Origin of the sequence: Corynebacterium tuberculostearicum (genome assembly GCF_016894265.1) — a bacterium.
In the GTDB taxonomy this organism is placed as follows: domain Bacteria; phylum Actinomycetota; class Actinomycetes; order Mycobacteriales; family Mycobacteriaceae; genus Corynebacterium; species Corynebacterium tuberculostearicum_D.
In genome coordinates this window covers 2,145,408-2,159,201 of sequence record NZ_CP069791.1, presented here as the reverse complement: position 1 = coordinate 2,159,201, position 13,794 = coordinate 2,145,408, and the positions used below count along the sequence as shown (strand labels likewise).

Genomic DNA, 13,794 nt, shown 5'->3' with positions numbered 1-13,794 from the left:
GGCTTTTTTGTCTCTTCTACTAAGTTAGAAGGCATGACTGATTCCACCGGCGCCGCGCTTTTGGGTCCCGTAGAGATCCGCGCCCTCGCGGAGAAGCTCGACATCGTGCCCACCAAGAAGCTGGGGCAGAACTTTCTGCATGACCCGAATACCATCCGGCGCATCGTCGCCGCGGCGGAGCTGGACCCCACAGACCGCGTCCTCGAGGTAGGCCCCGGATTGGGATCGCTGACCCTTGGCTTGGTTGAGGCCGTGGGGGATGTGACCGCGGTAGAGATCGATTCCCGCCTGGCGGCGCAGCTGCCCGATACCGTGGCCGAGCGTGCCCCTGAGTATGCGCCGCGCCTGCGCGTAGTGGAAAAGGACGCGTTGCGCGTGACAGATTCTGACGTCACGGAGCCGACTGCCCTCGTGGCCAACCTGCCGTATAACGTCGCAGTGCCGGTTCTACTGCATTTGTTGGAGACTTTTTCCTCCATTCGCCGCGTGCTGGTGATGGTTCAGCTGGAGGTGGCGGACCGTCTCGCTGCCCAGCCCGGCAGCAAGGTTTATGGGGTGCCCTCGGTCAAGGCGGGCTTCTATGGCAAGGTCTCCAAGGCTGGCACGATTGGCAAGAACGTCTTTTGGCCCGCGCCCAATATTGAATCCGGGCTGGTGCGCATAGACGTCTTTGCAGACGCCCCCTGGCCGGTCACCGATGAGTCGCGGGCTAAGGTGTGGCCGGTTATCGACGCCGCCTTTGCCCAACGCCGCAAGACCCTGCGCGCGGCATTATCTGGACACTTTGGCTCGGGTGCCGCCGCCGAGGAAGCTTTGCGCGCAGCGGATATCGATCCGAAGCAGCGCGGCGAGAAGCTCGCCGTAGAAGACTTCGTACGATTGGCGGGAATCTAAATGAGTGCACCGCTAGATAACGAACCGTTCGTCTATACCGCGCGCGCTCACTCCAAGGTCAATATTCACCTCGGTGTGGAGGAACCGCGCGAGGATGGGTTCCATGAGCTTGCCAGCGTCTTTCAGTCTTTGGAATTGCATGACACCGTGACGCTCACGGACTTGGGTAATCCCGAGGTGGATAAGCCGCGCATTCAAGGCTTAAAGGTCACGGGCCCTCATGCACAGGGCGTGCCAGAGGACTATACAAACTTGGCGTGGACCGCGGTTAACCGCATCATGCAGTACCTATACACCACCCATGGGCCGAAGGCGCTGCCGGAGGTAGCGCTGGAAATCCACAAAGCCATCCCTACCGCCGGTGGCATGGCGGGCGGCTCTGCTGATGCGGCCGCCGCGTTGCGCTTAGCCGAGCGCTGCTATGGCGGCTACTACAACATCGACTCGGTGGGCGAGCCGATTCTGGACGCGCTAGGCGCGGCGCTAGGCTCGGATGTTCCCTTTACCCTGTTGGGCGGCACCGCGCTCGGTACGGGGCGCGGCGAGCAGCTTACCCCGATGATGGCGCGCGGTACCTACCATTGGGCGCTTATCGCCTCGGACCGCGGGCTATCTACCCCGCAGGTCTTTCACAAGCTGGATGAGATGCGAGAAAAGGGTCGCGGCGGCGCGCCGCACATGGATACTGCGGCAGTATCGCAGGCGCTTATCTCGGGCGACCCGCACCGGGTGGCAGAGCACTTGCATAATGACCTGCAGCCGGCGGCGCTTTCCCTGCGCCCGGACCTGCGCAAGACGCTGGAGGCGGGTGTGGCCGCCGGAGCCCTCGCGGGCATCGTCTCCGGCAGCGGTCCGACCTGCGCCTTCCTCTGCGCTGGGGCAGAGGAGGCTAGGGAAGTGGTCTCCCAAGTGACGGTGGAGATTCCCGGAACCAAGGGTGTGGCTACCCATGGACCCGCTAGCGGCGCCGTGGTGCTGTAGCTAGAGCACCGTCATCTCGGTGGGCTCGATGTCGAGGTCGAAGCGGTTGACTTCCTTTTCTTGGAGGAGGTCGATGACCACGAGCTGCTTCTTTTGGGCGTCGGTAATAAAGGCGTAGCCATCGGCAGCTTGCAGGATTGGCCCCGGCTGCTGCCATTCCTTATTTTCCTTCCACTTGGAGATGGCATCGATCTGCGAGGTGATTTCGCCGGAATCTGGGTCGATGATGTTGAGTTTGCCGTCGGTAGTGAGCACCAGTGCCTCGCCTAGCGGGCCGCGGGCCAGGGAACGGAACCAATAGGAAGCATCGAGGTCAACCTTCTTCGCGGAAAAGTCCTTGGTATTCACCAGGGTTACGGAGGTGGGGCGTTCGAGCTCTGCAACCTTGTCGATCTTATTATCGGCCAAGATGACATCGGATTCCTCCGAACCGGCAGCATTGCCCGAGCGCTGGTAGCCGCCTGCACCGGCATAGGCGGAGGCATCTACCTTGTGGAACTTGGTGCCGTCGAAGACTACAGGGCCGTCCTCGCAGCCGAAGAAGATATTGCCGTTACCAGCGGCGGCCTCGCCGTGTACGCCAGGGCACTCGGTGGTTTCAGTAAGGACCTTGCCCTCCTTGTCCAGGTGCTGGATGGTGTGGCGCTCGTCCTCGGTTCCCTTGGTGATAACTACCGAGCCATCCTTCAGCGGTACGGCCACGCCGTGGTGTGCAGCCCCCGTCTCTACGGTATTGACCGGCTGGGCATCGTCTTTGCCCATGTCTTCGGTCTTGTAAATTTTCGCTACGCCATCGCCATCAGAAAACAGTGCGGTAAAGCCGTCGTGGTGGACCACATGGCCGGCGTGCGGGGCCTTGATAGGGGCGTCGCCAAGCGAAGGCTCAGCGGTGTAGTAGTGGTTGTGATCGCCGTGGCCCTTGGTGATGCGCCCGGTGTCGTAGGTAAGGAAGCTATCGCCTTTGGTGACCACGACGTGGCGGTCATCGCCGGCATCGCTCAAGCGCAGGAAGGCATTCATTTTGTCCTCGCCGATTACCTTGCCGGTCTTGGCGTCATAAGTACGCAGTCCGTCCGCGTGGGAAATGACAATGCGGGTGGGCAGCTGGGCTACCTCGGTCTCGCCCTCCTCGGCTTCGAAACCTTCGTGCGAGTGCCCGGCGTGGTCATGGCCGTGCTCATGCTCATGCTCATGGGCGTGCTCGTGAGCGTGGTCCTCCTCGCTGTGCGCGTGGTCGTGGGAGTGCAGGGAATCCTTTTCCTCTTCGGTGGGGGCGGAACAGGAGGCAATGGCTACTGCCGCGGCAGAGAGCACCGCGCAGAGGGAAAGTGTGTAATGCTTCATACATAGGCACACTATTGGACGTGAAAATCAATAGCAATAGTTTGGAGAAATGCGGGGGTATGTGCAGGGAGGTATTAAGATGGACACTCGTTATGGCAAACCTGATTAACCTCGAGCAAGTCAGCAAAACTTATGGATTAAAAACCCTCCTAGACGGGGTATCCCTAGGTGTGCAAAGCGGCGATCGCATCGGCATCGTCGGCGTTAATGGCGGTGGCAAAACCACCCTGCTGGAGGTGCTCACCGGCATCGAGCCACCCGACGCCGGCCGTGTATCCCATACCTCTGATTTGCGCATGGCTGTGGTTACGCAGCGCTTTGACCTGCCCGATGAGCTGACCATCGCGCAAGTGATCATCGAGCCGCTGGAATTGGAGACCTATGAGTGGGCCTCCAATGCCAAGGTGCGCGATGTCTTGGGCGGACTGGGCATCGTAGATCTTGGGCTCGATACTCCGGTGGGTTCGCTCTCCGGTGGCGAGCGCCGCCGCGTGAACCTGGCCGCCGCGCTGGTGCAAGATTTGGACCTCGTGGTGCTCGATGAGCCAACCAACCACCTCGACGTGGAAGGCGTGCAGTGGCTCGCAGACCACCTGCTCAAGCGCAACCTGGCCGTGGTCGTGGTTACTCACGATCGCTGGTTCCTCGATACCGTGGCTACGTGGACCTGGGAGGTGCACGATGGCGTAGTCGATACCTACGAGGGCGGCTACAACGATTGGACCTTTGCCCGCGCCGAGCGTGCCCGCCAGGCCGATGCCATGGAACAGCGCCGCAAGAACCTCGCCCGCAAGGAGCTGGCCTGGCTGCGCCGCGGCGCTCCGGCGCGTACCTCTAAGCCGCGCTACCGCATCGAGGCTGCCGAGGCGCTGATCTCTGACGTCCCGGAGCCGCGCAATAAGGTCGAGCTCATGGCCTTTTCTAAGCAGCGCCAAGGCCGCGTGGTCATCGAACTTGAGGATGCCACCGTGAAGTCCCCAGACGGCCGCACCTTGGTGGATCACCTCACCTGGCGCCTAGCCCCCGGCGAGCGCATTGGTTTAGTAGGTGTTAATGGTTCCGGCAAAACTACGCTCCTGCGCACCCTAGCCGGCGAATACGAGCTGGCGGCCGGCAAGCGCATCGAGGGTCAAACCGTGCGCCTTGGCTGGTTGCGCCAAGAGCTCGATGATTTGGATCCGCAGCGTCGGCTTATCGACGCCGTTGAGGATGTCGCCACCTACGTTCAGCTCGGCAAAAAGGAGCTTTCCGCCTCCCAGCTGGCCGAACGCCTAGGATTTTCCGCCAAGCGTCAGCGCACCCCGGTAGGCGACCTTTCCGGCGGCGAGCGCCGCCGCTTGCAGCTCACCCGCGTACTGATGGCCGAGCCCAATGTGTTGCTGCTGGACGAGCCCACCAACGATCTCGACATCGACACCCTGCAGGAGCTGGAGTCCCTCCTGGACTCTTGGCCGGGCACCCTAGTGGTCATTTCCCACGATCGCTACCTCATTGAGCGAATCGCGGATAACACTTACGCGCTCTTTGGCGATGGCAAGCTCACCAACCTTCCTGGCGGCATCGACGAGTACCTGCGCAAGCGCGCCGCACTTGAGGCCCAGCAGAGCTCCGGTGTGCTCAACCTGGGAGAAAAGAAGGCAGATAGCGCTGCACCGAAGCCAGAAAAGAAGCTCTCGTCCCAGCAAGAGCGCGAAATCACCAAGAGGATGAACGCGCTCGAGCGCAAGATGCAGAAGCTGGAAAAGGCGGCCGCGCAGATCAATGAGAAGATGGCCACCGCTGCGGAAAAGGTTGATACCCAGGCCTTGACCGAATTGGATGGAGAGCTAAAGGAAAACCGCAGCGCCTACGAGGAATTGGAGATGGAATGGCTGGAGTTGGGGGAGAAGCTCGAAGGGTAGAAGCCCGCATCGCCGATATTGTCAGCCACCTTGACCTGTGGGGCATTATCGGCGCCGCAGCGCTTTTTACCCTGGGGCTTACCCCATCCATTCTGCCGCGCGATTGGCTCTACCAAGGGCTCGTCTCCGGCATCGCCGCTGGGCTTGGCTATACGCTGGGCATCGCCCTCAAGCTCGTGTGGTACCGGCTGGTGGTGCGCTATGTGGCGCCCCGGCATGCCTGGCTCGATGCCACCACGTGGCCAGCTCGGCGCTACCGCCTCGTCTCCCGCATCGCCACCGCCGCTTTTGTGGTGTGGATGATAGGTTTTGCGGTCTTTGCCGTGCGGTGGCAACGCCAACTCGCAGATGCCCTGTCCGCACCGGCGCCCACCATTGCCAGCTATGTGCTGGTGGTTCCGTTGGCACTTGCGGTATTTACCGCCTTCCTTTTCATCCTGCGCGTGCTGCGCTTTTGCGTGCGCTGGCTTTCCAGCCACTTCCCCCAGCGCTTCCGCGCCGCCTACCGCGTTGTGGGTGCGGTACTCATCGTGGCCTTGGTGGGCACGTATACCGTGGAAAACCTCATCCCCGGCGCCATTGTGGGCGTGGGCGAGAGGATCTTTACCGCCCAAAACGCCGAACCCGATCCCGCAACGCAGCGTCCCACGTCTGCTGAGCGCAGTGGCTCCCCAGACTCCCGCGTGGACTGGAATGGGGTGGGACTGCAAGGCTCGCGTTTCCTCTCCTCCGGTGCGCACCGCGCGGAATTGGAAGAGGTTACCGGAAAGCCCGCTAAAGAACCCATTCGCGCCTATGCCGGCCTGGGCAATCGCGCCTCCAATGAGGAGCGAGCGCAGCTGCTTATCGACGAACTCGAGCGCACCCACGCCCAAGACCGCAAGGCCCTGCTTCTCATTATGACTACCGGAACGGGATGGGTGTCGTCCTATTCCGCCCAGGCCTTCGAGCTGCTCTACGGCGGCGACACCGCCATCGCGGCCGCCCAATACTCCGCCATGCCCTCGGCCCTGCATTTCCTGTCCGGCGGTGGTCAGGTAGAACGCGCCGGGCAGGAGTTCATCAACCCCATCGTGGACTGGTGGAACGGCCTGCCGGAGGACAAGCGCCCGAAGCTCTACCTGTACGGCGAATCCTTAGGCACCACGGGCATTGAAGCGGCCTTTTCCGGGGTGCGCGATATCGCCAATTCCGTCGACGGCATCCTATTGACTGGGCCGCCGCACTTTAATCGCTTGCGCACTCAGTTTGTGGAGCGCCGCGACCCTGGCTCTTCTGAAATTTCCCCTGAATACGCCGGCGGCCTCGTCGTGCGCTTTGCCAACGATGACGCGCAGGTGCGCCAATGGGGCACGGTGCCAGAAGAGGAGTGGGGGCGCACCCGCATGCTTTATATCCAACACCCCTCGGACCCGGTGGCCTGGTGGTCGCCACAGATGGCTTTTAAGGAGCCGGATTGGATGCGCGAGCGGACCCCGTACTCTGCCGAGCGCGTGATGCAGTGGATGCCCATCATCTCGTCCCTCCAAGTAGCCGCCGATCTGCCCGGCGCAAAGGACGTACCCGATGGTCGCGGTCATAACTACGGGGCATCTGTGCTCGACGGCTTTGCCGCCATCGCTGGTCCGGACGTGGCGGGAGCCATTGACCCCGATGAGCTGCAGCGCGAATTTGCCGCGCTCGACGTCGGCATCTACTAGGTGTTTAGCCAAATAAGGCAGCGATGACCAGCATCGCAGGCAGCGACAGGAAGGTAGTGAGAAAGACCGTATCTCGGGCCACGGTTTCTCCTACCTCATAGGTGGCGGTATAGTTATACACATTCTGCGCCGTGGGCAACGCCGCCAAAATCAACGCCGCGTATAGCTCCGCGCCGTCGAGGCCCAGCGCTGCGCCCACGGCCAGCGCAAAAGCGGGCATGCCCACCAACTTCAACACCGTCGCGGTAATGGTGGCCAGACGGTCTTCTTCCAATAGCCCGTCGCCCTTTAACGAGGCACCAAAGCTCATCAGGATCATAGGAATAGAGGCGCCACCCAAAATCTCCAGCGGCTTCATCACCACATCCGGTACTTGCCACTGCGCCGCGGAGACAATAAATCCGGCCACCGCAGCCAACACCACCGGCGCGGTAACCCCCGAGACCACGGAACTCCAAATCGATCGCAGGCTCGTCCCCTGCGCATTAAGCCCCGCAATGATAAACGGGGAGAGCACCGCCATCTGGAGAACCAATGCCGGGATGACGTAGGTGGCATCACCAATGACATAGGTGGCAATGGGCAGGCCAATATTGACCGAGTTGTAATAGCTCGCCGCCGCGGCACCCGCCATGGTTTCGGCGCCGCTGCGTGGAAAGAGTAGCCGGCTGCACAGCCAATACAACAGCATGGTGGCGACGGACGCAGCGGCGATCACGGCCACCACTGGGGACGCAAACGCGGAGGTATCGGATGTAGCCACGCTGGAGAAGATAAGTGCCGGCGTGGCCGCCCAGAAGGCCGTGCGATTGAATTGCAAGCGCGCCTCGCCCTTGCCAATAACACCCCTGTGGGCTAGCACAAACCCGACGCCGATGACTACGAAAATAATCGCAAACCCGGTCAATACGTCCAGCAACAGTCAACAACCTTTCGCAGTACTCCAAAAATGCGCGGTGAGGATATTGTCCCACCATCCGTATTTGCTCAAGAACACAGGGACCATAACAAAGTTGTATCGAATTGCCTGCGCAGCCCGGAAACTCCTTCCGAACTGCCGGCCACTTATGGCACGGTGGAGGGCATGAAGCTTTCTCACCGTGCAACCGTAGCCGCCCTGTCCACTGCTCTTGTTATTACTGGTACTTCCACCGTGGCCTCTGCTCAGCCGGCCTTGCCTCCGCAGATTCAGCAGGCTTCTTCTCAGGCTCAGCAGCTTTCTTCTGATCCTTTCGCCGCTGTGCAGGATTTCCGCCTCACCTTGCCACCGCAGGCCTATGAGCTGGCCGAGAAGTACAATATCTCGCTGCCAGAATTCCTGGCCAAGCCGGCGGGCCACGCGCCCAAGGTCGCTGGCGAGTTGGGGGCCGCCACCACCGCCCACCTCGAGAAGGCTGGGCACCGCAAGGACGCCCACGCCACCGCCATCGCCCAGGAATGGGCCAACCAGGGGGCCGCCGGCAAGCTCGACTACAAGGGCGGGGTAGCCCACGGCCTGAATCACAAGGACGAAGGACAAGGTTCTGTTCACCGCCTCACCGAGCAGCAGGCACAAGACCGCCTGAACTGGTTCAACCGCGATGTTCCAGTCAATGCTGGTTCCCCATACGGCTTTGGCGTAGCAACTGCTTATGACGGAACCTACATCTACGTTGCGGAGTTCTTCCTCAACTAAACCGCATTCCACTAGCCCCGATTTCACTGCATTCGTGGCCTTCATCTGCAACGATGATGAAGCCGCACGGTGCCGGTAGAATCGGGGCATGATTTTGATCAACGTACAGTTCCACGTCAAGCCCGAATACGCAGAGACCTTCCTCGATGAAATCAATTGGTACACCGAGGCCTGCAATGCAGAACCGGGCTGCATCGACTTCAAGTGGTTCCGCGATCCAGAAGACCGCCAGCGCTTCCTGCTGCTGGAGTCTTACGCAGACGGCAAGGACGTAGAGCACGTCCAGAGCGAGCACTTCCAGCGCTCCTGCGAGGAATTCCCGAAGTACCTCGTAGAAACCCCGGACATCATTAACGTTCACATCGAAGGCCGCACCGGCTGGGACAAGATGGGCGAATTCTCCGTCGACTAATCCCAGCGAATAAAGCTCGCCCTCTACCGCAATGTAGAAGGCGAGCTTTTTCTATGCCTAAGCGCACCAGCATCCTTCGCGCTCACCGGAAAGTTTGCTCCGCTAGTAGCAGCATCCGCAGTGAGCGCGAAGGGCGGGGAGGAAGCTAGGCGCTTTCCGACGCCCCTCCTCGCGCCTTCCATTGCTTTACTGCGGCACGCACTGAGAGGACACGGTCTTATCGCCATTCGAGTACTGCTTTAGAGCGTCGTAGAAGGCATCCGAGTACTCGCCGGTGCGTTCCGGCATCGGGTGAACACCATCGGAATAGAGGATTGCGGGGTCGCTCTGTGCGTGTCCGCACCAGTCTGCGACATATACGTTGTCGTATTCCTTGGCTGCGTCGAGGACATCCTGTTGGGATTGGGCCATCCATTCGCGGTCACCATAGGGAACAGCCATGACAATAGTGTGGTCTTCGCCGATGATGTCTAGCGCTTCCTTGATCTGGTCCGGGAAGGCAGGGCCGTTAGTACCAAACCCGAGGAAGACGGTGTCGCGCAGCTGGCCGGAATCCTTGAGCTGCTGCAGAATCTGGATACCCGCGGTGTAGTGGCGGGATACGTCTGCATCGACGTAAATCTGCGGGAAGCGCTGCTTGAGGGCGCCACTAGAAGCCAGCATCACCGAGTCGCCGACAGCGGTGATGTCTTTGCCCTGCGGCATCGGGCGGGTCTTCTTATCCTTCGCGGCAGCCTTATCGTCGTTGTCCTCAGCAGGCGGCTGTGGCGCAGCATCATTCGGCTGCGCCGGGGCATTGTTGCTGCTCTGGTTCTGCTGCTGAAGCTGCTCCAGTTGCTGCTCCAGCTCGGTCTTATCGCTGGAATTAATAACGCCGTAGACTACGCCGGCTACAGAGGCAATGACTAGGAATGGGACTACCGGCCACATGGTCTTGCCAAAGCCATCGCGCAATTCGCTAAATCCTGGGCGGGAGGACCAGTAGGTCTTCCATGTCTTCTTATAGCCGCCGCGGCGGAACGGATTCTCAATGAACTGATAGGAAATCTCGGACAGAAGCAGCGAAATCGGCACGGCTACAAGGCCTAGGATCCACGATTTATCGGAGTTTTGGTTGCCCTCGAAAAGCGCCTTGAGCATCATGATGACCGGCCAGTGCCAGAGATATAGCGAGAAGGAACGCTGGCCAAACCAGCGCATGACCTTGGTCCGAAAGAGCGGGGTCATCGGGCCGTATTCGCGAACCACGCCCCACACCATTAGGACACCAAGCACGCTAGTGAGGAAGAGTCCACCCCGGTAGGTGATCTCTGCATCATCCGGCATGAGGAATAGCTGGGCACCGTAGCCGATGAGCGCCACAGTGCCGATGATTCCGGCGATGCGCGATTCGGCTTTGCCTGTCGCTGCCCACGAATCCGCCTGTGGGTCGGACTTGGTAGAGGTCATCAGCAAAGACAGCACGGCGCCAGTGAGCAGGCCGAAAGCATGGGTATCAGTGCCGTAATAAACGCGCGTTGGGTCTTCGCCCGGCACGTAAAGGAGCGCCATGGCCACGGCGGAACCTATAGCTAAGACTGCGGCTACGAGGATGGGAAGCCGGCGCGGCTTGCGGCGAGAAATCAGGAAAACGCCGGTGATAAGAAGCGGCCAGATGACATAGAACTGCTCCTCTACGGCCAACGACCAATAGTGAGCAAAGACCTGAATCTCATTGTCCGCAAAGTAGGACTGGGAGGTGGCGATCTGGGTCCAGTTATTGACAAAGAATAGAGTTCCCAAGAACTGCTGGCGCAAGCCGACCGCGAGGTCCCCGCCTATCCATGCCACCAAAGCCGTACACATGACCAGGACGGATACTGCGGCCGGGAGGATGCGTCGGAATCGGCGCACCCAGAAGTCCTTCAAGCTGATGGTACCGGAGGTACGGAATTCGCGCACCAGCAACGATGTGATGAGGAATCCAGAGAGGACGAAGAAGAGGTCAACGCCCAAGTAACCACCGGGAAGCAGAGAAGGGAAGAAGTGGTACAGCACCACGGCAATAACTGCGAGGCCGCGCAGTCCATCCAGTCCCTTGACTTGGCGCAGACGGGCGTGGCGCTTCTTCTTAACTACTTTGCTCTCCGGCGGCGTAGCCAGCGCTTCAGGATCCTCGGCCTGCTTTTGTAGCGGATACTTAGACTTAGTATCTACCTGCGTGCTCGAGGCTTTCGGTGAGGCTGGCTTCTGCGCAGCTTGTTGTGGCTGGCGCGGTGCCGCCTTTGCTTGTGGCTTTTTAGGAGCTGGCTGTTGCGCCTTCGACGGTTGTGCCTTTTTCCGTTTCTTTTCAGCAGCGGCGGCGGCCGCACCTGCACCAGCTACAGCGCCCGCTACAGCGGACTTGCCTGCCTTTGCAGGCTTCATCTTCGGAGTGGCTTGAGGCTCGGCCTTCTTCGGCTGGGACGGAGCAGGCTGTTGCTTTGCCTTAGGCTTCTGGGCAGCTCGCGACGGCTTTTGCTGAGCCGGGGTAGGAGTGCCCACCTGCTGCGATTTGCGAGCCAATCCGCGACTGATATCGGAAGGCTTAACCTGCGGGCGTCGCTTGCTTACTTTTTTGGCCTCGTTCTGAGGCGTCGCCTCCTTTGCCTTCGGCTGCGGCTGTTGTTTCTTCGCCTCTTGCCTGGGCAGGTTGCCCTTAGAGGGTGCGCCTTGCTGCGATTTCGGCTGGACTACCTTGTCTCCATTGTCGGCAGTCTTGTTCTGCACCGCCCCAGCTTTCTGCTGGGATGCATCGGCTGCAGTCTTTGGCGCAGCTACCTTCGGCTTGGGGGCAGTGGTGCCTTTCTTTGGCGCTGGAGTGCTAGGGGCTGAGGCCTGTGGGGTAGCCTTTTGCTTTGCAGTGCCGGGAGTACGCGCTGGTCCTTGGCCCTTGGACGGTCGCGAGGGCTTCGACGGCTGCGCATTCTTCTTTGGCGTTGGTTGCGGCTGTGGTTGCTGCTTTGCCGAGTTTGCCGGCATGCGCTTGGGGGAGCGTGGCTTTTGCGCTTGCTGCTGGGCGGTGGCCGGCTTGGCATTAGCGGGCTGGGATTTCTGCGGCTTTGCCGGTTGTGGGGAAGCCTTCTTCGCGCTGGAAGAAGAGGATGGCTTGGGTGCCTGCTTCGGCTTCTGGGTAGAGGGTTGAGCCTGAGGTGCGGGTTTTACCGCGCCTTTTTGGGAGGGTTGGGTGACAGGCTTCGCGGCCAGCTTCGGGGAATTACTGCGGGCAGAAGGAGTCTTTGGGGAGTTCTTAGACGGGGTGGTGCTAAAGCTTGCGCCGCGGCGTGGTCGCTGAACCGGTTCGTGCGCTTTGCGCTGTGGCTTCTTGTCTTGAGCGGGGGAGTTTTGTTGCTTTTTAACAGCTGCTTTGGGGGAGGATTCTGCCTTGTTTTGTTGTGCGGCGGATGGCTTGGCGGCAAAACCTTGGGCTGCAGGCTTGGCCTTTGGCGCCTTGGCTGCAGGAGATGGCGAGGTGGACTTAGCCTGCTGCTGTTTTGCGGAAGTGGTCTTGCTTGCCTGGGATTTTTCGGTGCTGGGCCGAGTAGTGCCTTTAGCTGCGGGCTTGGCGGCAGGCTTTGCATCCTTCGGCTTCGCAGCAGCAGGCTTGGATTTGGAAGCCTGTGCAGGCTTCGTCGGAGTGGGCTTGCGCGCGGGTGCCTGCTTAGCCTGGTTCTTGGACTCGCCGTCCTTAGCGGGACGGTCCTGGGGCTTGCCCTTCGGCTCGGTGGATTGTGCACCCGTGGTGGATTCGGTGTTGGCCGATTTCTGGGGCGCAGAATCCTTTTTAGTAGGGGTTTGGGGCGCACTGGTAGAGCCAGCTTTGGGCTGTACTGGCTGATAGACCGGTGTGCGTGGTTCGTTCGAACGCCCAGGTTTCTTCTTCCCCAGCAGTGAGCGCAAAATTTGCTTCACAAAAACTCCCAAAGCACTACGTATATTTTCTAAGCGGACTATTTTAGCCTGCGCACCAGCACTTCTCCCCATGCGGGGGAGTAACGGTGCGGCGCGCGGGGCGGAGGCGAAAATTCGAGTCTAAGACTCTTCGCTGTCAAAAAGCTGACGCAGAACTGTCATGACACCATATTCGGTATTGGGTGGGGCAATGCGATCGGCGATTTCCTTCAACTTTGGGTGTGCATTGTCCATTGCGATCGCGGTGCCTGCCTCGCGGAGGAGCTCGTAGTCATTGAGGAAATCACCAAAAGCGGCGGTGCGGGACATGGGAACCGAGAGAAGCTCGGCCATGGTCTGTAGCGCTACGCCCTTATTGACGCCAGCGGCCATGACATCGAGCCATACGGCGCCAGAGATGGCGATATTGTGTTCCGGTACGGCCGCAAGGAGGGGCTGGTGTAGGTGCTTTTCGCTGCCGTCGGCGCAGTAAGCGGCGATTTTGATGATGTCCGCATCCAGTAGCGCATCGAGGCCATCTACCCATTCCACTGACCTGTAGTACTTGGCAATCTCAGCGCGGGACTGCTCGTCGGCGCCTTTGTGTACATAGGCGGTATCCGGCGTGCACAGCACTACGGTATGCGGGGTTTCGACAGACTGGAGCGCGGCCACGGCGGCGCGCACGGCTGTGCCGGGCAGGGTAGTGGCGCTGATGACGCGATTATCATGGACGACCACGGAGCCATTTTCTGCGATGAAGGTGTCCTCGTGCGGAAACATCTCTTGCAGGGTGGCGAGCTGGCGGCCTGAGGCGGGTACTAGGGTGACGCCGAGCTGATGGGCACGGGTGCTGATCGCGGCGAAATCTGGTGGAAGCTGGCCGTTGCCGTCCAGTAGGGTGCCGTCCATATCCAGGGCGATGAGCTGTGGGAGCAAAATTCCGAACCTAACTGTGAATTAGCTGATGGTGGATAG

Annotated in this window: 10 protein-coding genes; 6 read left to right on the top strand and 4 right to left on the bottom strand. The window is 60.4% G+C overall.

The features are described from left to right. The first annotated feature begins 33 nt into the window (after positions 1–33). Together rsmA and I6J28_RS10295 are read left to right on the top strand one after the other, a co-directional pair. A complete protein-coding gene (gene rsmA, locus I6J28_RS10300) occupies positions 34–894 on the top strand; it encodes a 16S rRNA (adenine(1518)-N(6)/adenine(1519)-N(6))-dimethyltransferase RsmA (RefSeq protein WP_204609751.1) in 861 nt (286 codons plus the stop codon). After that, positions 895–1,875: a 4-(cytidine 5'-diphospho)-2-C-methyl-D-erythritol kinase gene (locus tag I6J28_RS10295; protein ID WP_204609749.1), complete on the top strand. Its 981-nt coding sequence runs from the start codon at positions 895–897 to the stop codon at positions 1,873–1,875. It abuts the gene before it with no gap. Here I6J28_RS10295 and I6J28_RS10290 read toward each other — a convergent pair whose 3' ends face one another. After that, positions 1,876–3,219, bottom strand: a complete 1,344-nt coding sequence (locus I6J28_RS10290) for a hypothetical protein (protein ID WP_204609747.1) — start codon at positions 3,217–3,219, stop codon at positions 1,876–1,878. A gap of 92 nt (positions 3,220–3,311) precedes the next feature. On the opposite strand from I6J28_RS10290, the gene I6J28_RS10285 reads away from it, so the two are divergent. Further along, on the top strand, positions 3,312–5,120 hold the full coding sequence (locus tag I6J28_RS10285; protein WP_204609746.1) for an ABC-F family ATP-binding cassette domain-containing protein: 1,809 nt from the start codon (positions 3,312–3,314) through the stop codon (positions 5,118–5,120). Then, on the top strand, positions 5,087–6,820 hold the full coding sequence (locus tag I6J28_RS10280) for an alpha/beta-hydrolase family protein (protein WP_204609743.1): 1,734 nt from the start codon (positions 5,087–5,089) through the stop codon (positions 6,818–6,820). Before I6J28_RS10285 ends, I6J28_RS10280 begins: the two co-directional genes overlap by 34 nt. Positions 6,821–6,824: 4 nt before the next feature. On the opposite strand, the gene I6J28_RS10275 is transcribed toward I6J28_RS10280, so the two are convergent. Continuing rightward, positions 6,825–7,739 carry an AEC family transporter gene (locus I6J28_RS10275; protein WP_204609741.1) on the bottom strand — a complete coding sequence of 305 codons (915 nt, stop codon included), beginning with the start codon at positions 7,737–7,739 and terminating at the stop codon, positions 6,825–6,827. A gap of 165 nt (positions 7,740–7,904) precedes the next feature. Here I6J28_RS10275 and I6J28_RS10270 point away from each other — a divergent pair, with 165 nt between their 5' ends. Both I6J28_RS10270 and I6J28_RS10265 read left to right on the top strand, forming a co-directional pair. Next, positions 7,905–8,495 (top strand): hypothetical protein, encoded by a 591-nt coding sequence (locus I6J28_RS10270; RefSeq protein ID WP_204609739.1) that lies wholly within the window; start codon positions 7,905–7,907, stop codon positions 8,493–8,495. A gap of 88 nt (positions 8,496–8,583) precedes the next feature. Beyond that, positions 8,584–8,907 (top strand): putative quinol monooxygenase, encoded by a 324-nt coding sequence (locus tag I6J28_RS10265; RefSeq protein WP_005323747.1) that lies wholly within the window; start codon positions 8,584–8,586, stop codon positions 8,905–8,907. 186 nt (positions 8,908–9,093) lie between these two features. On the opposite strand, the gene I6J28_RS10260 is transcribed toward I6J28_RS10265, so the two are convergent. Continuing rightward, positions 9,094–12,837, bottom strand: coding sequence for an acyltransferase family protein (locus I6J28_RS10260; protein ID WP_239454595.1), 3,744 nt, complete (start codon positions 12,835–12,837; stop codon positions 9,094–9,096). Positions 12,838–12,957: 120 nt separating this feature from the next. Further along, on the bottom strand, positions 12,958–13,755 hold the full coding sequence (locus I6J28_RS10255) for an HAD family hydrolase (RefSeq protein WP_204609735.1): 798 nt from the start codon (positions 13,753–13,755) through the stop codon (positions 12,958–12,960). Between the last annotated feature and the right edge of the window lie 39 nt (positions 13,756–13,794).